This window comes from Bacillus sp. PK3_68 (genome assembly GCF_003600835.1).
Lineage (GTDB): Bacteria > Bacillota > Bacilli > Bacillales > Domibacillaceae > Pseudobacillus.
On the sequence record NZ_NQYC01000001.1, the window covers coordinates 3,633,585 to 3,654,212 of the forward strand.

Below are 20,628 nucleotides of genomic sequence, written 5' to 3' on the forward strand. Positions count from 1 at the left end.
CTTCTCCAAGAAAAACAAAATATCCGTTGACAACTGACCAGAATTTTCATAGAATAGAACTTGTCAGTTGAACGATTCCGTAGCTCAGCTGGGAGAGCGCTACCTTGACAGGGTAGAGGTCGCTGGTTCGAACCCAGTCGGAATCATACCAAAAAGTCCTTGATTTCAAGGGCTTTTTTATTTTGTCCTCATACCCTTAAAGCACAAAAAGGGGGAATTGGTCACCAATTGGTCACTCCTAATATGAAATAACCTATTTACTACCGCGCTTCGCTTGCTGGCCTCTATAAAATGAGTGAGAACTTCATTCTCACTCATTTTATAGAGGTGAAGTTTTTTTCTAAAGGCTAAAAGGTTTATCTTCTTCTACGTAAATATGGTAAATTGTTATTATGAAGTGTTATATAGATCTAGGAGGGCAATCTCTTGTTAAACAGTAAACAGTTAAGATCATTCTATATTATTGAAGCTCCATTCCATTCTTCAACTCAACAAGTATTAGAAGATATACTAAATCCAGAGTTGTACTTTGATGGCCGAAAAATTTTTATTAAAACAAATAAAATAGACTCCAACATATCGGAAATAGAGCTTAGATGGGAGACTGTAAAAGAGATAAAAACCGAAGAACTAGATGAGTCTGGGGAAATACATAGTGTGGTAAAAAAAATTACAACTGTAGCAAATGTTTCAGTATGGATTCATTCAAATTATTCATTTATCTATTTGTTTATAAAATCCGGCGCACTATTAAGAGAAGTATTACCTTACCTGGAAACGTTGTTAAATACAAATTTGAAAAAAATAACCTTTAACAATGAATTTTTTTATCAGTTAATAGGATCAAACTTTACTTTGGATTTGTTTCAGTCCTCTTTCCGTTCTAATAATGATAAACAGTTATTTTCTATATCAGGTGATTTTAGAAAGGCTCTTGACATGAATTTCGACTTTTCAGATAACGTAGTAACTGGGATTACAGTTTTATTCAATTGTCTAAGAGAAACGAAAGCCAAAGTGTATAAGGCTGGGAAAATAGCGCTTTATAATTCGCCCGATGTAGATGATATTATTTGTATAATTGAAAACATTAGCGATCTATTAATGGAAATGGGAAAAGGAGGCTTTTCCCTTGAATAATTTATTAAATAAACTTGCTGCTAATGCTGTATTTGTAATTATTGCAGGACTAGCATCAATAGTATCATTAGTGGTTGCCTTTATTAATGATAAACAAATTCTTTGGATAATATTGACAATAAATTCCTTTTTATTATTAGTTGTATGGAAGCTTGTAAGCCAAAATTCCGTTATATTAGGACGATTAGATAATATAGATTTCTACGTTTTGCAAAGAGAAATAGAGCTTGAAGAAGATGAGGATGAAAAATATGTATCCAAAGGTGATGTAATATTAGCATTGCAGGCATCATTATCACAAGAGAGTTTGTCTGCTCAACCTCAAGCAACTATAGAAATATCTTATCCCTCACAGCTACAAATTGAATATATATTTAATAGTGAAAGGATTAGAAGAGACTCCGCGAATTCAGATAAATCTAAATTTAATATTTCATTATCACATGGAATTAGCTTTATTGCTTTGAGATCCATTAGTATAGGAAAAGAAAATGAAAATGATTTTCTAAGGTCAAGCAGACAAATCATCGTTAAAGTTCAGAGTGACTTATTAAGTGAATCAAAGGAAGAAATCATTCCTGTATCTTTAGTTGGATAATTAAAAAGGCTACTTTAAAAGTAGCTTTTTTAATTCTAAAAGTTTTATACAGAATGTGTTAGCGATTTAGAACTATAACTGTTGAAGATTCATAAGGAAATTTATATCTCTCATTTATAACGGTATAGGAAATTTTTAAATTCTATATTATTTAGAAGCCTTTCTTCACTAACTAATTTTGCAAAATGAGATGTTGCTTCAACATTACTTTTATTAGAGACCAGAGAGGCAATATCCCTATCTGTCAAAAGTCTGTCGACACAGTCTAATATGAATAAAGAAATTTTTTCGCTAATTAAAGAATCTTCCGTATCTTTTTCGATAAAATCTATAGGTAATGTATCAATTAGAAGTTTTATAGCTCTAATACTTGACTCCCATCCGTCATTTTTAAGATCATCGTCTTGAATAATAACTCTTAAGCTCTCATCCTGAATAATATTAACAGGTATGCCTGCTTTTAAGAAAGAATTAAAAAATTGTTTCGTCATTTTATACATCCTTTCTAACAATTATTTAAAATAATAATTCATTTATTTTATTAGCAGTCTCAAGCTGCATTGTTGGCAACACATGACTATATGTATCTAAAGTGATACGTATATTTGAATGCCCTAATCGTTCAGCAACTACTTTAGGATGAATGCCCTCTTTTAATAAGAGAGTTGCATGTGTATGTCTTAAATCATGGAAGCGAATACGAGTTACATTCGCTTTTTTTGTTAAACTGTAAAAAGATCTCAACAAATTTCTAGGTGAACATGGTGTGCCAACATTGGTGCATACAATAAGATCATGATCATTGTATATGAGATCTGCTATTCTTTTCTCATATTGTACAATCTTTTTCTGTTTAGACAAAGCACTCATAGTTTCAAGAGGAAGAGTAATGCTTCTTAAGCCGGATCTAGTTTTAGCTCCAGGAATTATTTTGTTACCTGTGTGACTCAAAGTTTGTCTTATTGACACTGTATTGCTAATAAAATCGAGATCTTTCCATCTGAGAGCCAGTATTTCGCCTTGACGCATTCCAGTAGTAAGTGCTAATAGAAAAGCTATATAATATCTGCTAGATTGGGCTGCTGTTAAAAAGCTTTTAACTTCTTCAATGTCCCATACTTTTAATTCATTTTTAAATGCTCTAGGCCTATCAACTAAAGAAGCAACATTACGTTTTACTAGCTCCCATCTCTCCGCCTTATTTAAAGAGTCATTAATTAAGGAATGAATTTTTTGTACATTTTCTCTTGATAATATGTCTTTGTTAATAAGTTCGTTATAAAATTTTTGAATGTCCATAGGTGTTATTTTTGAGATCTCCAAATGGCCGAGATATGGGATTATGTAGCGACCAATTAGCCAATTATAAGTTTTAAAGGTAGATTCTTTTATAATTAACTTTTTATCGTCAAGCCAATTATTCAAATAATCCTTGTAAAGCATCTTGGACGGCTCACTAAATATGCCATTTTTTAAAAGAGAATGTTCAGCTTCAATTAAAGCATTTTGAGCCTCTTTTTTTGTTTTGAAACCTCGCTTTTTCTTTTGCTTTCTCTTACCATTAACTTTTCCTAACTCTAATACATAGTACCAAGTGTTTCCATCCTTTTTGACAGAGCCAGCCAATTAAAATTCCTCCTTCAAGTAGCTGCCTTCAAGCCAACTTATAAAAACAGTTTTTAATACCTTAATTCTTCTGCCGACACGAACGATGTGAAAATCTCCTGAATTTACTAATTCATAAGCTTGTCTTCTTCCGATACCTAGTATTTCTTGAACGTGCGTAACATCTAGTACTGGTGGATATTGTTCTAATATATTCATAAAGGTCTCCTTAATCTTAGCTCGAATGGTTTGATAAGAATCTTTTACTTCTTTTTTTCTTTTCCTCGTTAAAGGTAGTGTTTCTGTTATATAACTTTGATTCAGTCCATAGTCTTGCAATTTCAGCAGTAATTTCTAAACTCTCATGATTATTCAAAGTTCCGACTGATATAAGCAAACCAGCAATTTGATCTAATAGTTGTTCTGTATTTCCTACTTTCACTTTTTTTCTTATGGCAGGCGAGAAACGTTGATTTAAATCGGCATTTTGAACAACTAACCATCGAGAATCTAATGGCCATCTAGTTTTATTCTTATCAGGCCTTGGAGTTTTCAAAGTTAACCACTCGCCTGTTAAGTATGACCAAATGTTGTTTTCTCTTAAAATAAAGTCATCAATTGAATTGATGCCAAATTCTTTCAGGCATTTTCTTCTAATTTGAAATTCAACTCTCCATACAGGTTTACTTTCCTTCCAAAACTTTTCTTTCCATAAATCAAAAAACCAAAATTTTTGAGAGGATCTTACCTCAAGTGTTTTGTTATAAATACGAGCTAGCAATGGATCACCACGCCCCATTGTAAAACCACTAAATTCGCTGCCGTTATAATACTCATCGTTTACAAAATGCTTTGCTTTTCCTCTTGCTTTAGTTACTACATGTTCCATGTCTTCTTTGTTAAAAGGTGTTTCGTCACTATCCACACAAATATCTATTCTAGATAGCTTAGTGGTTGTTATACGTATTCCTAAGCCAGTTAGCCAATTTAAAAAGTCATTAACAGCTTTTGTAAAACCTACTGACCAAAGATATGTAGCAAGAAATCGGACTTTAATAGGTGATGTATTCTTGACTTCTTTATCCATGAAATACATTAGAAAATCATTGCATGACAATTTATAAGCATAGAAAGGAATCCCATTCCTATGTACTTTTAAACTTAATCCGTTAAGTTGAGTTTCGCATTCTTTCGTTTCTTCTTGAGCTTTTGACTTAAGAGAAGCTAAGATGTCCAATGTACTTTTTAAAGAGTTAAAATAGTCTGGTACCTCAACTCCGAATTCTACTGTATCAATACCTTTAATAATCAATAAATCTCCTCCTAGTCTTAAATTTGTAATTAGAACCCCGCATGTTATATGGGTGCGGGGAATAGAAAAGTAGATTCTTTATACATCCCGTTTATTAGATATTTCTGGACAGTTCTTACAGACCTGTCCAGCTAGCTATAAAAGGTCGTTATCTATATCGGAATATAAAAAAAAGTAACGAGATTCGTTAGTTAATACTTAAAAAAATACAAATACATAAAATATGGGTGGGAAGTAACGAAACCCGTTAATAAGATAATACTAAAAGCTCTCCCTAGGTTCAAGATATTTATGAAAAAAATTATCGAAACTCGTTAGTAGTGATAAAATAAGAGTAAATTTAGTTAGAATTATAAGAGGTGTATTATGGATAAGAAAAAAATGATACAACGCTTTCCTATTGGATCTAATATCAAGTCTTTAAGAAAAGAAATGAAATGGACACAACAAGAGTTAGCCAAAAGGATCGGTGTTTCTTCTCAAATGATCTCGAATTGGGAAAGAGAGTATACTACACCAACTGTTGAAGATATTGCAAAACTTGCTCAGGAGTTTAACGTTAGTACTGACAAAGTTCTCACAGGGTTTGATAAAGAGGTTTTGACCAATTATTTTGTAGGTGCTACGCAAATTAGTGCCTATATTCAGGATTTTATTAAGGTACACGGGGAAGAAATGGTAATTCAGTTTCTAACTAATAACTTAGATATTGAAAGCTTATTGAATTCTAATATGAAAATTAACTTTAAAGATAAAGTGTTAACTCAAAAGGACAAGAAAAAAATCATTGATTTGATCAAATTAATTTATCAATGATTTTGACAGTAGTAAGGTACTTTCCGTTGAAGAAAGTCTTTTTAAAATATTACATATTTACCATGAAAATTGTCATTTGGTGGTATATTTAGTAAGATGATCATATATTCTGAATCATCTTATTTTTTTGCCTAATTTTCAAGAAAATTTTGATTGGTTGTGATACGTCCTATCTATTTAATCTATGTAATATAAGATTTTAATTATTTTAAATATTGAGGTAGGTGGCCTTATTGAAACTCTCATACTATCTTTTTAATGAAAATTCAAAGGACTTTCAAGATCTAATATTACCTAACAAAGTTAACGAAGAAAATAACTTTGTTGAGCTGCAATCTAATAATGACAATTTAGAATTTGAATGTAAGGTTTACATTCAAAAAAACAAAACAAAGGAGCCTAAGTGGCTTTCATTTCTAGAAGAGGATTTAATAATTCCTGATAGAGACGAAATAAGAAATACAGTTAATTCATTTGTTATTTTGATAAGAATTATAAAGGAAGAGACCCCTTATTTCTTTGCTATTACAGGTGGATTTGGTTTTACTGCTATTAACAGAAATAACCTAGAGAATCAGTTTGGGTTAAAGGTGGCGTTAAACGCAATTGACTCAAAAGAGCTTAAAGCGTTTGATGTAAGGAATATTGACCTGAAAACAAAGCAAAAAAGAGTACTTATAAATAAAGGGAGTGAAATTGGAGAATTTGATTTAGACTTTGAGCAAGACCTTATAAACCTAGTATCTGGGAAATCAAGTAGTGAGGAAGTTGGAACATCAATAAAGGGTACTACATCTTCTTTAAGTTTAAATAGTGATATTACTTTCTCACAACTAGGTGAGAAGTGTACACAGTTACTAGATTTATATCTTAGTGATCGATATAAAGAAAACTTTGGCTTCATTGATAATATTAAAGTTGTAAGAGATGCAGAAACGGTTTCGGTTCTACAGAAAAAAATGTTCGAAACACTTAGAGATCGTGATACACATCATATCTCACTAGCATATCCAGATATGATTGAGTATGAGAGATGTTCAAGTTATAAAATTTATATCGGGCATAAAAAAGTTGAGACCGAAGAAGTTATTTTAGAAGATGTCTATTCTTTATTAGATGAAATAGAATTTGCTAAACCCGACCAGATAAGTAAAATAAAAATTGTAGGATTAGATGATTCAGAGGCAGCAGTCACTCAATCTGTTACCTTAAATCACTTTATTATTTATCAAACTCAAATTGAGGAAGATACTTATATCTTTTCACTAAATAACTGGTATAAAATTGATAACGATTATTTTACAAAAGTTCAAAATGATATTATGGAGTTACCTCTTTTGGAGATTGAAGATTTTCTAACCGATATAAAAGAAGGTGAATCAGAAGGAAGCTACAATGAAAGACAAGCGACTGAAAACTTCCTGTGTTTGGATAAAAAGAATTTTCAAGTGGCTGGATCACGAAGTAAAATTGAGGTTAGTGATTTATATTCTAAAGAAAAACACTTTGTGTGTGTAAAGAAGAATACTTCCTCAGCAACTTTAAGTCATCTTTTTGCACAAGGATCGGTTTCAATGCAGCTGTTAAGGGAATCTGTTGAATATAGACAATTCCTAATAACTAAAATTAGAGAGAAATTTCCGGAAGAGCAATACGATGAACACAATTTTCCTTTTAGTGATTGTACACTAGTTTATGCAATATCTACACATAGAAGTGAGGACATTAGAGAAGTATTGCCTTTTTTCAGCAAAGTTAATTTGCTGCATCACGTGAACTTGATTAGACGGTTAGGAATAAAAGTTGGTTTATATAAAATAAATGTAATAGAAAATTAAATGGACAAAACACTTGGTCACCAAATTGGTCACGTGTTTTAAATAATTTAAGATTACTACAGGTAATTAGAAGGTAATGTTATTGTTGTGTTTTTACTGTCAGTAGCATTAGCGCTATTGTGGGCTATTATAAGCTATTTAGCACCATATCTTGACAGGGTAGAGGTCGCTGGTTCGAACCCAGTCGGAATCATACGCAAGCGTCAGAACGTTATGAAAGTAGCGTTTCTGGCGCTTTTTTATTTGTGTGGGCTTGTTTGTTGAGCAAGGTAGTTTCTTATTTAGCACATGATGATTCTTTTGATTCGCTTATAAGATACTTGAAGACTAGACACGCCTTAGTAGTTGAAGAACCTGCTTGACTTTTCTTTAAAAACGAACAAGCCCGTCTGGCAGCTAACCAGAGGGCTTGTTCATTAATTGATTTTCATATGTGTGATTGCATACTCAAGTCGATCATGGATACCCATGTATGTTTTAGCTTCTCTAGAGCCTTGTTTGCCTACTTCGTAATAAGGATCCTCGCTTTGACCTTGGTAACAATAATAATAGTTATTTATCTTTTTAATTAGATAGTAAGGTGCATCTTCAAAGAAGTTTTTCCATAAGGAAGCAGGAATGATATGAATCGATCCAGCGAATGGTGTATAGCCAAGATGAGTATCATTATTATAATAAAAGTTAACCGAAAACACTTTATCCTCATTTATACCTAATCCATCATCAAATACGACTTGAGATTTCATGTAGTTAGGCAATTCTAATTTAAAGTGGTATTTCTCATTAGAAAAAGTAAAGGTTTTAAAATTGTCATTTAAAGCTTTTGCTAGAAAAACAGAAAATTGAGCACGTGTAAGTGTTGTACTTGGTTTAAATGTTCCGTCCGGATACCCTAGAGTAATATTATTCTCAGCTAGAGCAGAGATGTATGGATAAGCCCAATAACTTGGAGGAACATCTTTAAAGCTAGTCTTTTTCGTTGATTTTAATTTAAATCCAGAAGTAAGCATTCTAGCCATTAATTCACGAGTCATTGGTTCATTTGGTTTTAAATACGCACTTTTTGGAAAGATTCCCTCATCCACAATAGCTGCCGCATATTTATAGCCGCTATTCATGGTGGATAAGTCTTTAAAGCCTGGATTTGGTCGGTTAGATAAATCTAGATTTAGAGCCCTCGCCATTAATATCATAGCTTGTAATCGAGTAACCGGTGCTTGCGGACGAAATGAATTATCGTAAAAACCGTTAATGACTTTTTTGTCTGTTAAGTATGTAATTTCATCTTTTGCCCAATAATCACGGCTCACATCTTTAAACGCAGCCGAAGCAAAGGTAGTGCCTGTAAAAGTTAAACAACAAACTAACAGTAGACTAAATAATCTCTTCATTCAATTGGCCCCTTTTCATTTTCATAATTAAAGAGAATAAGATAAATATTGCTTTACATTTAAGACTCTTAATTCCTTAATTTGAATTGTAATCCATTTAGTGGATGACTATAGATTTATAATACCATGAAAATAGAAGGGCGGAATAAGTGGGGTATAGGAAAACTTATAAAGAGAAAGTGCTTAGCTAATTGCAAAGAGAGTGTTTTTGTAGGATAGTCTTTGTTTTTATCTAGTTCTTTTTTATCAAAACTAATAAGCTACTAATTAAGACCTCTATGGTAAAAAACTTAAGAATAATATGATTTTTTACAAACACTACTTAGAAAAGGAACGGTTTTATGCAAAAGCAAGCGTAAGGCAAAAAGGAGAGCCAATTATCCACAAGAGCTAACGGACACCCATTATGTAAAAAGCATTCGCTTATTGCACCTATAAAGAAAGAGCAGATGGCAGGGAGTAGCGTAGGGGCTAGAATCGCAAGAATAAAAATGGATCCGTATAATATTTTTAAATCCTACTTGACACATTGGAATTTACGTATTAATATACTGGTATTAAATAAATGAATAGTCATTATTTTAATGTTGAATGAATATTAAGCGCTGATTGGACATCCAAAGGCACCTTATACATTTTCAACATTCATCTCGTATGAATGTTGAAATGTATCGGGTGCTTTTTTTGTACCTATGAAGCACGGAGAGGAGGAGCATGGACAAAAATAAGATGGATCTGCTGGAAGAGGCAGATTGGTTATTTCGAAAGATGGTTCGCAAGTTCATTAAAGAGCGTGACAAAATCATGATTGAAGGAGTGATGTTGCCGGGATTCTTGATTTTAAAGAAGATTATTCAAGCCGGGGAACAGCGGTTAACTGATTTAGCTGAAGAGCTTGACCTTACCTCCGGGGCGATTACAGCTATTTGCGACAAACTGGAGGGCAGAAGATTTGCGATTCGCAAACGCCATAACGAAGACCGGCGAATAGTACTGCTGGGCATTACCGATGAGGGACGCGAATTTATCGCACGGAACAACGAGGTGGGAGTAAACCTTATTTCTATTTTATTCGAGGGATTTTCACACGAGGAAATTAAAGTGCAAATTGAGATGTACCGGCGCTTAATCAATAATCTAGAAGGGTTATCAGATGATGTCTTGTCATTAGCCAAAGAGAGGAAAAACAAAAAGGATTCATCAATCCAAAAAAAACGTTTTTTAACTTATTAAAAGGAGTGGGGAAATATGGGACTGCCAACAATTCATCCAACAGGGGCAACGATTTATTCACCAGAAAAGGCGTGGAGTGGTTACACGATTTTCCAAGCACCGGACCTTGGCGCATTATTAATTGATATGAACGGAAAAGAAGTTCACTTATGGAAAGGGCTTCGTGGTTTTCCAAATAAAGTTTTCCCGGATGGATATGTACTGGGGCATACATTTAACCGTGATCCGGAGCATGGTTTCCAGGACGAAGGGGATCTTGTGCAGGTCGATTTTGAAGGGAATATCGTCTGGAAGTTTGATAAGCACGAATTTATTACAGATCCAGGACATGAAGGAAGATGGCTCGCCCGTGCACACCATGATTACCAGCGTGAAGGAAATTCAGTTGGCTATTATGCACCGGGCCAGGACCCAAAAACAGATGCAGGAAACACGCTGATTCTAGCTCACCGTGATGTTCATAAGCCTGAAATTTCAAAGCATGACCTATTGGACGATGTAATTTTAGAAGTCGATTGGGAAGGAAATATCGTCTGGGAATGGTTATTCAGCGACCACTTTGATGAACTTCAATTCGATGAGGAAGCGAAAAAAATTATTTATGAAGAGCCAAACCGGCGTTTCTTCGGAAATAAATCAGGAGACTGGCTGCACATTAATTCGATTTCGACAGTAGGGACAAATCGTCATTATGATGCAGGAGATGAAAGATTCCATCCTGACAATATTATTTGGGATGCGCGCGAAGCAAATATTATCGGCATTACAGATAAGCGTACAGGCAAGATCGTATGGCAGATCGGCCCTGACTATTCAAAGCCTGAGTTAGAGCACCTGGGCTGGATTATCGGCCAGCATCATGCTCATATTATCCCGCAAGGCCTTCCGGGCGAAGGCAATTTATTAGTATTTGATAATGGCGGATGGGGAGGATACGGTGCGCCGAATCCTTCATCGCCGGACGGCAATAAAAATGCAGTTCGCGATCATTCGCGTGTACTGGAAATCGATCCGGTTACGCTTGAAATCGTCTGGCAGTACACAGGGCTTGAAGCAAAATTCCAAGTGCCGACAGATTCTTTCCGCTTTTACAGCCCGTATATCAGCTCTGCACAGCGTTTAGAAAATGGCAATACGCTCATTACAGAAGGCGCAAATGGCCGTATTTTTGAAGTAACTGCCGAGCATGCAATTGTTTGGGAATACATTTCCCCTTATAAAAACGCCCGTAATTCGAACATGGTGTACCGAGCGTACCGAGTTCCTTATAACTGGGTGCCGCAGCTTGAAAAGCCAAGCGAAGTAGCGATTGAGCCTTTAAAGATTGAAACATTCCGTGTCCCAAATGCAGCGTCAGGCGGAACAGATTCCATCGTTGAAATAAAAGGAGCGCAATCCGTTGGCGAGGGAGCCTTATGCGTAGCGCGCTACGATGAGACGTTAGAAAAGCAAAAAAATTGATAATGGAGGAGTTATGATGAAGCGTTTATACGGGCTACTCACTTTTAGTTTAGTGTTGTCCCTCTTTTTGGCAGGCTGCTCGAACAACAGTAAAGCGAGCACGGCAGAAGGAGAAGCTGCAAAAATACGAATTGGTATCGATACGGCAGCAGGGGGTTCCCTGCAAATACGTGCCGCAAATACAAAAGGCTACTTTAAAAATCATCATATCGATCCACAGCTATCAAACTTTGCGTACGGAATTGATACGATTAATGCCTTGCTAACAGAACAAACGGATACAGGGCTTGCCGCAGATTACGCATTGCTCAATTCTTTAAACCGAGGTGACTTGGTCGTTATCTCTTCGTTAACACATAGCACACCGGAAACAATCAAACAATCGGAAATTTTAGCGGTAAAAGGCATTAATGAGCCATCACAGCTAAAAGGAAAAAAAATCGGGGTCGCAAAAGGCACAGTTAGTGAATATCACTGGGCAAAATATTTTGAGCATTTAGGAATTAAAGAAGATGAAATCCGTTATGTACCGTTCACTACCCCGGATGAAGCACTTGTCGGCGTGAAAAAAGGCGATATTGACGCTGTGCTGGCAAGTGGTGCTTTGCTTGAAAAGTTTAAGTCGATTGACGGCGTCCGTAAAATTGATGATCTTTCTTCCATCAATATTTCAGTAAGCAGCTACTTAGTTGCTAACCGAAAATTTGTGGAAGACAATCATCAAGCGATCGTTAATCTGTTAAAAGCGATCAAAGAAGGAATCGCCTATGTGAAAGAAAATCCGGACGGCACGGCAGAAATAGCCTATAAAGAGCTAAAAGTGAAGAAAGAAGATACTTTACGTGATTTAGAGCGTTCCAATTATACGCTTGAATTCAAACAAGAAGATGTTGACCATCTATCAAATATGAAGCAATGGCTCCTGGATAAAGACTTATTAAAGAAAGACTATAATCTGCAAGATAAATTAGTGCTGGAGCCTTTGCGCGAAGCATTTCCAGAGTCTGTAACATACGGAAATTAAAAATTGGAGGAATCTTCCTATGACAGTGATACAAGAAAAAAGCCCCTCTATCGTGATTAAGGGTCTTTCCAAAACATTTTCAGAGGACTTGTCAGAGAAGGTGTATGTCTTAAAGGATGTTGATTTAACGATCCAACGCGGTGAGTTTTATATTTTATTAGGTCCAAGCGGCTGCGGAAAATCAACTCTGCTCAATATGATTGCCGGATTTTTAGAGAAGACCAATGGACAGCTTGATATATACGGAGCGAATTCCAATCATGATTCAAACCGGGGGTTTATCTTTCAATCCGCTGATTCAGCCTTGTTTCCGTGGCTGACAGTAGAGGAAAATGTAGAGTTTGGATTGAAAATGAAAAAAGTGCCTGCAGAAGAAAGAAAGCAGATTGTTCATTCATATGTCGAGCTTGCCGGGCTTTCCGGCCATCACCATAAGTTTCCGAGCGAGATTTCAGGGGGAATGAAACAGCGTGTGCAACTGGCGCGTGTCCTGGCAAACAATCCGGATATTTTGCTGATGGATGAACCATTTGGGGCATTGGATGCGATGACAAGGCGGACGATGCAAAAAGAGCTTATTAGAATTTGGCAGGAAACGAATAAGACGGTCATTTTCGTCACCCATGATATTCAGGAGGCATTGATGCTTGGCCAGCGCATTGGCATTATGTCGGTCGGCCCTTCTTCGAAAATTACAAGCACTTACGAAATCGATTTACCGTATCCGCGTGAAATTACAAGTCCAGATTTCAATCATTACTATAAAATCGTCCAGTCACATTTTGACTGAGGAGGTCATGTAAATGGAAACTATTGCGCAGCATAAAATTCCACATAAAGCAGTGAAAAAAAGGAAGTCTTTTAAAAGCCAGTGGAAAAGATTGTTAAAAACAGGGATTTTAACATGGTTTGGTTTATTGGTTATTTGGAGCATTGCAGCTTATTTTTCAGATCCCCAATTTTTGCCCAGCCCTCTTGCCACTTTGCAAGGAGCGATAGAACTGAGTAAAGACGGCGCACTGTTTATCTATATGGGATACAGTTTTGCCCGTGTGCTGGCAGGCTGGTTTTTAGGAAGTTTAATCGCGATTCCACTAGGTTTATTAATCGGCAGCAACCGGACGATCCGCTCACTTGTAGAGCCGTTAATTAATTTTATACGTTTTATTCCTCCACTAGCATTTATTACGTTGTTCATGCTTTGGTTCGGCATCGGTGAACAATCAAAAGTATTTCTAATCATGTATGCCACATTTTTTGTAGTAACCATTAACACACTAACAGGTGTCCTGTCCATTTCAGAAGATAAAATCCGTTCAGCCAAAAGCATGGGAGCATCCAACTTTCAAGTGCTGCGCTATGTGGTTATCCCGGCTTCTGTTCCATACATTTTCACAGGCGCAAAGCTTGCGATGGGTTCTTCTTTTATGGCGATCGTTGGTGCAGAAATGGTGGCCGCCAATGAAGGAGTCGGCTTTATGATTTGGAATGCAAGACTGCATTTCCAAACAGACTGGATTTTCGTAGGTTTAGTTGTTTTAGGATTGATGGGCTTCTTCATGGATAGACTATTTGGCTGGGCAGGAAAAAATTCTTAAAGCGTTACAATGTTGTATGATGGTTTCCAGTTTCATTTTTTCCCATCTATAAAAACCTAATCCAATCAGGACTAGGTTTTTTGTATTTTATGGAAGTCTTTAAGGAAGCCTATCTAACCCTATGTTTGTCAAATACCTAAATGGTGAACCTGCTTCACCGCGTTGTTCCAGCTACAGATGCGCTTTAGTTTCTGAATCCATAACCCTTGCAAAAGAGTCTACCAATTAAGTTACCAGGGGAAGAAAATCCAGCCGATGGGCTGCTCGTTATCTGCTATAAATCGGGCTTCTTTATTAAAGATGCTGAATCAAAAGGTTGTTGAAAAGCGGTCGGCGAAAAAACAGAAGGTTGGATAGGTTTGATTAGATAGTAAAAAAATATTGAATTAATTTTACTATTTATCTGGATATTTTTTGAAATCCATGTATGATGAATTCATATAATTCCAATAAACAGGGTAATCGAGGTGGGGGACTTGGAGACAGTTCTGCAAGCTAAAGCAATTCAAGATTTGATGGAGTCAGAAGAAAAGTTTTATATTCCTTCATATCAGAGAGGATATCGTTGGTCTAAGTTACAGGTTAGAGAGCTGTTGGATGATTTATGGGAGTTTCATGAGCAGGATCCGGCAAAAGATGAGGTGTACTGGCTTCAGCCAATTATTGTGAAAAAGAATGAAGAAACTTGGGAAGTCATTGATGGACAGCAACGTTTAACGACAATTTTAATTTTGTTGCAATACATAAAGAAGCAAATTCCTTTTTTAGTAGATCACTATTTTTCGATTGATTATGAGACACGCCCAAAGAGTTCAGATTTCTTGAGGGATATAGCTGCCGGTGAGAATATGAAGGATGATAACATTGATTTTTACCACATGTATGAAGCCTATGAGATGATTCAGGAATGGTTTGCAGAGCATAAGCCCCAGGCTGTTATGTTTATAGCACAGCGGTTGCGTGAGCAGGTCAAAGTCATGTGGTATGAAGTGGATGATTCATATGATGCAATTGATATTTTCTCACGTATCAATAATGGAAGGATTCCATTAACCAATGCGGAGTTGATCAAGGCATTGTTCTTAAGTAAAAACCATTTAAGTCAGAATGAAGGCGATGAAGATATTGTACGCTTAAAGCAAATTGAAATTTCTAATGAATGGGATCGTATGGAATATGCTTTGCAAAATGATGAGCTATGGTATTTCTTACAAAACGATACGGATTCGGATTATCAGAACCGGATTGAGTGGCTATTTGATCTTATAGCCAGTGATTATAAGATGGGAGTCGAAAAGAATATCCCTTATTATACCTTCCATGTGTTCAATGAATGGATGAAGAATCAATCAGAAGCGGATAAATCAAAGCATGCTATTATTGAGTCGATTTGGTTAGAGGTTCAACAGCTTTACATGAAAGTGACGGAGTGGTATCAAAATAGAGAGCTCTATCATTACATTGGTTATTTGCTTGCGACAAGTGTATCAATGGAGAGCATCATTCAGAAGTCTAATAACATGAAGAAAGATGCCTTTGTGGAGATTTTAAAAGAAATGATTCGCAGCTCCTTCGAGGATGTTGATATTGTTGGATTAATGTATGAGGATAGCAAGCAGGTACGCCATGTGCTGCTGTTATTTAATATTTTGACATTGCAGAATGACGTGTTATCGAATCAGCGCTTTGATTTTGAACGTTACAAAAAAGAAAAATGGGATATTGAGCACATTCATGCAGTAAAATCGAAGAAGCCACATAGTACGGAAGCGCAGTCTCAATTTCTGAACGAAGCACTTCCATATGTGAAGGATGAAGAGCTTCGCCTGGCTATCAACTCTTTTTTAGCTGCCTATGACCAAGAGCAATTCGAAGGGTTATTTGAGCGCATAGTAGATGAATTTGGGGATGATGAGACGAATAACATTTCAAATTTAACACTACTTGATGCCACAACGAACCGCTCTTATAAAAACGCCATTTTCCCTAAAAAACGCCAAATCTTAATTGAACGTGATAAAACAGGTGTTTATATTCCGGCATGCACGAGAAATGTCTTCTTAAAATACTACAACCCTGACGTGACACAAATGAATTACTGGGGGAAGAAAGACCGGGAGCATTATATCAATGCAATGGTTACGGCGCTTAGTACCGTGATACCAAGCGTGAAGGAGAGTGCGTATATATGAGTAAAGCAAAGACATATGCATTTTGGAAGCTCATTCAAGAAGGGCACATTAATCGCATTGAGATTCCAATCATCCAGCGAGACTATGCGCAGGGGCGACAAACAAAAGATGTCGAGCAGGTACGTGACAGCTTTTTGAAGGTATTATTCAAGAGCCTTGAGACGAAGGAAACGATTGAGCTGGATTTCATTTACGGTACGGTAAATGCACAAGGGGTGTTTGCCCCTTTAGACGGTCAGCAGCGTTTAACAACACTGTACCTTCTGCATTGGTATAGTGCGATGCGTGAAGGAAGAATGGATGAAGCTCGTGGCATTTTAGCAAAGTTTTCGTATGAAACTCGCAGTAGCAGCAAAGCTTTTTGTCGTATGCTTGTGCAACTAGAAGGTATTGATTTTGATAAAGCGACCATTAGCAGGGAAATTCAAAATGTACCAGATTTCTTCTTAATATGGAATCAGGATCCGACTGTGAAGGCGATGCTTGTCGTGCTTGATGCTATTCATAAGTTGTATGAGAACACGCTGTATGACACATTGACGAATGATTGCCCTATTCAGTTTAAATTTATCGACTTGGATACATTCCATTTAGAAGATACGCTTTATATTAAAATGAATGCAAGAGGAAAGCCGCTAACACCTTTTGAAAACTTCAAGGCGAAGCTGCAGGCATACATGGAGCAACTAGTGAGCCAAGACAAAATTACCACTCATTTTTCGAAACAACTTCTGTTGAAAATGGATAATCAATGGGCTGATTTCTTCTGGGAAAACCAAAAGAAACTTTATAATCAGGCATATTTACAGTTTATTCAAGTTGTTATTACAAATCAATTGGCCTTACACAAAGAAAATAATGAGCGGGTATCAATGCTTGTCAGCCAAGAACATGCAGTGAGCTTTGAAGAGGTTGTGAAGGCACAGTTGGATGACACAGATTGGTTATATAGATTAGAAGCAACAGTGGATGCATTCATTCGCAGGGAACAAGATCATATTCCAATGGCTGTTATAGATGGCGAACAATTAGTGCGTCGTTCAATGTCTAGTGAAATTACCTATGCGGATCGTCTGCGGTTATTTGCGTTTACGGTATATGCGTCGCAAGTGTCAGATGTTGATAAGGAAACTCTCAGCACCTGGATGAGATTTATACGTAATGTGACGGAAAGTACACTTTATAATTCTGTTACGGATTACATAAACTCGGCGCGTGCCATCCAGCAGCTTGCGTCACATATCGATGACTTCTATACGTATTTAGCAAGGCCTGCAACGAAGCTTCAAGGATTTTATGGAGCGCAACTTGAACAGGAGAGAAAAAAGGCCCAATTGCTATTATCGCATGCCGATTGGGGACCGTTACTCAAAAAAGCAGAGGATTATCCTTATTTTAAGGGAGACATCGGCTTTTTACTCGGATTTGCAGGGGTAACATCCGCAGCAGAAATTGCTGAATGGAGTGAGGGAACGCATGCAACGGCTCAAAAACAATTTATATTTTACTATGAGCGTGCGGTTGCTATTTTTGGATCAGAAAAACTAAATGTTGATAAGAATTTATTCACACGTGCGCTATTAACATTCGGTGATTACACATTGAAGAAGGGACGCAACTATAGTTTCTTAACAGAAGGGTTTGATCGTGATATTAGTTGGAAACGACTGTTGCGAGAGGAGAATGTATGTTATTTGAAAGACTTGTTCGATGTAGTAGATATACATGATATCGAGGCAAGTTTACAGAGTATCATAGAAAATTCCGATGTAGAAGATTGGCGTCGTTATTTCATAAACTATCCAATGATTTTGAATGAAACATGCGGTTCGAAAAGATTTATTCGTTATAACGATGAAAATGAGATTCTTCTATTAGAAAGCAGTGCAACGAATGGATATTGCCAAGAATATTACAGCTATGCACTGCATGCGGCGTTAGAAGAAAAAATATTAAATCTGATTATTATCATTCTTTAGGACGCGATGGTGAAAAGTATGTAAATATCCCAAAATTGGGCTGGAACATCTCCTTTGAAAACGGCAAGTTTATTTGGAGAAATGATACGGATCAAGAGTGGGAAAGTGAATCTCTAGAGGATGTTGTGTCGGAGCTTGAAAAGGAACTAAATACATTGAAGGTATAGATAAGGGCGCCTCATGTAGTTGCATGAGGCATTTTACTTTTTTCGGCATTAAAGTGGAGAAGGCTCCCCTTTACATCTTTTCAAGGGCAACCGTTCCGCACGAAATAGCTTTCATTGTGTTCTGAGTGATTGTCATTAAAAATTTACAAAAATCGGTCAAATGCTAAATGTTTTGGCCGATAAAAGAACAGTACATTTATATGCATACATTTACAGTAACAAAGGAGAATGGGAAATGAATAGCTTAGAACAAGCTTTGTCTGTGGCACCAATACTCACACAGCTGCTTAAGGACGAAGATTTTATCGTGGCGGTTACGGATACAGAGAAATACCTTTACGCGACGCCGGGCAAGTTTTTAGATCCGGGAATCGTAAGTGGACAGCCTTTCTTCGATCACGATTTATTTGGCCAAGTAAGAGAGAAGTTGAGAAGAGTAGAAATCTTAACTCCTCCTGAATATGGGGCGCCTTTTAAAGGGATTGGCTATCCTTTATTTGATGAAAATAGAAATTTTATTGGATCATTAGGCTTTGGCATTAGTTTGAAGAAAGAGTATGCCCTCAGAGACATTATTGCCAATCTAAATGGAATATCAAATGCCATTGGAGAAAGAACCCAAAACATTACCGCCCATGCAGAGGAGCTCTCAGCTACAATTGAAGAAATTTCTGCCTCTTCAGAGAATACGATGCAGCACGCGGAAGAAATGAATGATGTGATTTCTTTTATAGACAATGTGGCCCAGCAGTCCAACTTGCTCGGTCTAAATGCCTCCATTGAAGCGGCAAGGGCAGGAGAATATGGCAAGACGTTTTCTGTGGTGGCAACGGAAATAAGAAAACTGTCCAGTAACACAGGAGAAGCCTCCAAGAAAATTGGTACCTTCTTAGAAAATATGAGGGAACAGATCACAGCCGTAACGCAAAGTATTAGGGATATTGAGAAGTCATCGACTGAATTAAGCTCCAATACGGAAACGTTTACTCAGGTTACAGAAGAACTGAACGAATTAGGCCAAACTCTTGATAGTTTTATAAGCGGCTTGTTGAAGCAAAATTAAAAGCATCACAGCGAATGCTTAGATTCCTATGATTACCTTCTAATCCATATTGAGGCAGTCGAATGATTGGAAAGTAAAGAATATACAACAAAAATATTCAAAAAAAGGAACGGCTTAACTTAGTTAAGCCGTTCCTTTTTTTGAATAGCCGTAAGAAAACAGGCAAAAATCAACGGTTTGGAAATTGTTTGTATAAAGCCCTTAATTTTCTGAACATATTTACAAAACCTTTACAAAGAGTCCAATGGAAATTAACAAAAAGACGTTATTCTTAACAAAGAATCAACATTCAACAAAATTAACTTGCCAATAAATCATCTTGGGGGTAAAAACATGAGGCTTATAAAAAAAGCAACGAATAGATTAGTAATGCTAGCCTTAGTTGCCGTTTTATCAGCGTGTGGAATACAGAAAGACGATGAAATAGCGTCGGCAAATGAAGGGAAAGCTACAATCTCTATCTCGGGGTCTACGTCTGTAGGACCATTAGCCGAAAAGTTAGCGTTTAAATATGAAGAGAAGAACGATGTCAATATAGAGATTAATCAAATAGGATCTTCTGCGGGTATCACAAATGCAATCAACGGTGTGTCAGAGATCGGCATGTCTTCACGTGATTTGAAACCGGAAGAAAAAGCTAGCGGGCTGAAAGAGGTAGTCATTGCTTATGATGGAATCGTCGTCGTCGCCCATCCTAGCAACAAAGTTAATAATCTTACGACGGAGCAAGTAAAGCAAATTTTTACTGGAGAGATTACGAACTGGAAGGAAGTTGGAGGAGAGGACAAGGAAATAGTAGTCGTTTCTCGTGAAGACGGTTCGGGCTCACGTGATGCCTTCCAAGAAATTGTCGGCTACACTTCAGGCGAATTAGTGAGAAGTGCCATTATTGCAAGCGGCAACGGCAATATTAAAACGACTGTTGCGACAAATGAGCATGCAATAGGATTTATTTCTTTTGAATATATGGATGACTCTGTTTCCTCTCTAAAGATTAATGGAGTGGAAGCGACGGCGGAAAATGTCCTTCAACAGAAATATAGTCTGTCACGCCCCTTCTTATTTGTCCATAGGGAAGATCAGCTGACGGATGCAGGACAACAATTCGTTGATTATATTTTAAGTTCAGAGGGACAAGCTATTGTTTCCGAAACAGGGGCTATACCAGTAAATTAACGTTTATAGATTTTATATCTAACATCGTGGAAATC

General features: G+C 36.7%; 17 protein-coding genes, 1 tRNA gene and 1 pseudogene. 14 read left to right on the plus strand and 5 right to left on the minus strand.

The annotated features are described in order from the left end of the window. The first annotated feature begins 73 nt into the window (after positions 1 to 73). From CJ483_RS18345 to CJ483_RS18355, 3 genes are all read left to right on the plus strand, one after another. A tRNA-Val gene (locus CJ483_RS18345) sits at positions 74 to 146 on the plus strand. 280 nt (positions 147 to 426) lie between these two features. Further along, positions 427 to 1,140 carry a hypothetical protein gene (locus CJ483_RS18350; RefSeq protein ID WP_120036522.1) on the plus strand — a complete coding sequence of 238 codons (714 nt, stop codon included), beginning with the start codon at positions 427 to 429 and terminating at the stop codon, positions 1,138 to 1,140. Continuing rightward, the gene (locus tag CJ483_RS18355) at positions 1,133 to 1,738 is read left to right on the plus strand and encodes a hypothetical protein (RefSeq protein ID WP_120036523.1); all 606 of its coding nucleotides are present in this window, start codon (positions 1,133 to 1,135) and stop codon (positions 1,736 to 1,738) included. The genes CJ483_RS18350 and CJ483_RS18355 overlap by 8 nt, the downstream gene beginning before the upstream one ends. 110 nt (positions 1,739 to 1,848) lie before the next feature. Here CJ483_RS18355 and CJ483_RS18360 read toward each other — a convergent pair whose 3' ends face one another. The 4 genes from CJ483_RS18360 to CJ483_RS18375 are packed head-to-tail and all read right to left on the minus strand — an operon-like array spanning position 1,849 to position 4,655. Further along, positions 1,849 to 2,229, minus strand: a complete 381-nt coding sequence (locus CJ483_RS18360; RefSeq protein WP_120036524.1) for a hypothetical protein — start codon at positions 2,227 to 2,229, stop codon at positions 1,849 to 1,851. 25 nt (positions 2,230 to 2,254) lie between these two features. Then, the gene (locus tag CJ483_RS18365; protein ID WP_120036525.1) at positions 2,255 to 3,364 is read right to left on the minus strand and encodes a tyrosine-type recombinase/integrase; all 1,110 of its coding nucleotides are present in this window, start codon (positions 3,362 to 3,364) and stop codon (positions 2,255 to 2,257) included. Then, positions 3,365 to 3,562, minus strand: a complete 198-nt coding sequence (locus CJ483_RS18370) for a helix-turn-helix domain-containing protein (RefSeq protein WP_120036526.1) — start codon at positions 3,560 to 3,562, stop codon at positions 3,365 to 3,367. It abuts the gene before it with no gap. Between the two features lie 16 nt (positions 3,563 to 3,578). After that, entirely contained in the window at positions 3,579 to 4,655 is a 1,077-nt protein-coding gene (locus CJ483_RS18375; RefSeq protein WP_120036527.1) for a replication initiation factor, read from the minus strand. Between the two features lie 366 nt (positions 4,656 to 5,021). On the opposite strand from CJ483_RS18375, the gene CJ483_RS18380 reads away from it, so the two are divergent. Further along, entirely contained in the window at positions 5,022 to 5,471 is a 450-nt protein-coding gene (locus tag CJ483_RS18380; protein ID WP_259455711.1) for a helix-turn-helix domain-containing protein, read from the plus strand. A 233-nt stretch (positions 5,472 to 5,704) separates the two neighbouring features. Then, on the plus strand, positions 5,705 to 7,309 hold the full coding sequence (locus CJ483_RS18385; RefSeq protein WP_120036528.1) for a DUF6119 family protein: 1,605 nt from the start codon (positions 5,705 to 5,707) through the stop codon (positions 7,307 to 7,309). 416 nt (positions 7,310 to 7,725) lie between these two features. Here the strand turns inward: CJ483_RS18385 and CJ483_RS18390 are convergent, their stop codons facing one another. Further along, on the minus strand, positions 7,726 to 8,700 hold the full coding sequence (locus tag CJ483_RS18390; protein ID WP_120036529.1) for an S-layer homology domain-containing protein: 975 nt from the start codon (positions 8,698 to 8,700) through the stop codon (positions 7,726 to 7,728). Positions 8,701 to 9,414: 714 nt separating this feature from the next. On the opposite strand from CJ483_RS18390, the gene CJ483_RS18395 reads away from it, so the two are divergent. The 9 genes and pseudogenes from CJ483_RS18395 to CJ483_RS18435 all read left to right on the plus strand — a co-directional run bounded on the left by CJ483_RS18395 (position 9,415) and on the right by CJ483_RS18435 (position 20,593). Next, entirely contained in the window at positions 9,415 to 9,933 is a 519-nt protein-coding gene (locus tag CJ483_RS18395; RefSeq protein WP_120036530.1) for a MarR family winged helix-turn-helix transcriptional regulator, read from the plus strand. Between the two features lie 15 nt (positions 9,934 to 9,948). Beyond that, complete coding sequence (locus CJ483_RS18400; RefSeq protein WP_120036531.1) at positions 9,949 to 11,394, plus strand: aryl-sulfate sulfotransferase; 1,446 nt, start codon at positions 9,949 to 9,951, stop codon at positions 11,392 to 11,394. A 13-nt stretch (positions 11,395 to 11,407) separates the two neighbouring features. Next, positions 11,408 to 12,418 carry an ABC transporter substrate-binding protein gene (locus tag CJ483_RS18405; protein ID WP_120036532.1) on the plus strand — a complete coding sequence of 337 codons (1,011 nt, stop codon included), beginning with the start codon at positions 11,408 to 11,410 and terminating at the stop codon, positions 12,416 to 12,418. 19 nt (positions 12,419 to 12,437) lie between these two features. After that, entirely contained in the window at positions 12,438 to 13,208 is a 771-nt protein-coding gene (locus CJ483_RS18410; protein ID WP_120036533.1) for an ABC transporter ATP-binding protein, read from the plus strand. Positions 13,209 to 13,221: 13 nt separating this feature from the next. Then, positions 13,222 to 14,036, plus strand: a pseudogene (locus CJ483_RS18415) (ABC transporter permease). Positions 14,037 to 14,492: 456 nt separating this feature from the next. Then, on the plus strand, positions 14,493 to 16,208 hold the full coding sequence (locus CJ483_RS18420; protein WP_120036535.1) for a DUF262 domain-containing protein: 1,716 nt from the start codon (positions 14,493 to 14,495) through the stop codon (positions 16,206 to 16,208). Continuing rightward, the gene (locus tag CJ483_RS18425) at positions 16,205 to 18,187 is read left to right on the plus strand and encodes a DUF262 domain-containing protein (protein WP_120036536.1); all 1,983 of its coding nucleotides are present in this window, start codon (positions 16,205 to 16,207) and stop codon (positions 18,185 to 18,187) included. Before CJ483_RS18420 ends, CJ483_RS18425 begins: the two co-directional genes overlap by 4 nt. A 402-nt stretch (positions 18,188 to 18,589) precedes the next feature. Beyond that, positions 18,590 to 19,417, plus strand: a complete 828-nt coding sequence (locus tag CJ483_RS18430; protein WP_182917104.1) for a methyl-accepting chemotaxis protein — start codon at positions 18,590 to 18,592, stop codon at positions 19,415 to 19,417. Positions 19,418 to 19,750: 333 nt separating this feature from the next. After that, positions 19,751 to 20,593, plus strand: coding sequence for a phosphate ABC transporter substrate-binding protein (locus tag CJ483_RS18435; protein WP_120036538.1), 843 nt, complete (start codon positions 19,751 to 19,753; stop codon positions 20,591 to 20,593). Positions 20,594 to 20,628 lie beyond the last annotated feature (35 nt).

Excerpts from the sequence above, each read along its gene's own strand:
- CJ483_RS18360 (WP_120036524.1), bottom strand. The coding sequence starts at position 2,229 with ATGACGAAACAATTTTTTAATTCTTTCTTAAAAGCAGGCATACCTGTT.
- CJ483_RS18370 (WP_120036526.1), bottom strand. The coding sequence starts at position 3,562 with ATGAATATATTAGAACAATATCCACCAGTACTAGATGTTACGCACGTT.
- CJ483_RS18380 (WP_259455711.1), top strand. The coding sequence starts at position 5,022 with ATGGATAAGAAAAAAATGATACAACGCTTTCCTATTGGATCTAATATC.
- CJ483_RS18390 (WP_120036529.1), bottom strand. The coding sequence starts at position 8,700 with ATGAAGAGATTATTTAGTCTACTGTTAGTTTGTTGTTTAACTTTTACA.
- CJ483_RS18395 (WP_120036530.1), top strand. The coding sequence starts at position 9,415 with ATGGACAAAAATAAGATGGATCTGCTGGAAGAGGCAGATTGGTTATTT.
- CJ483_RS18400 (WP_120036531.1), top strand. The coding sequence starts at position 9,949 with ATGGGACTGCCAACAATTCATCCAACAGGGGCAACGATTTATTCACCA.
- CJ483_RS18405 (WP_120036532.1), top strand. The coding sequence starts at position 11,408 with ATGATGAAGCGTTTATACGGGCTACTCACTTTTAGTTTAGTGTTGTCC.
- CJ483_RS18410 (WP_120036533.1), top strand. The coding sequence starts at position 12,438 with ATGACAGTGATACAAGAAAAAAGCCCCTCTATCGTGATTAAGGGTCTT.
- CJ483_RS18425 (WP_120036536.1), top strand. The coding sequence starts at position 16,205 with ATGAGTAAAGCAAAGACATATGCATTTTGGAAGCTCATTCAAGAAGGG.
- CJ483_RS18430 (WP_182917104.1), top strand. The coding sequence starts at position 18,590 with ATGAATAGCTTAGAACAAGCTTTGTCTGTGGCACCAATACTCACACAG.
- CJ483_RS18435 (WP_120036538.1), top strand. The coding sequence starts at position 19,751 with ATGAGGCTTATAAAAAAAGCAACGAATAGATTAGTAATGCTAGCCTTA.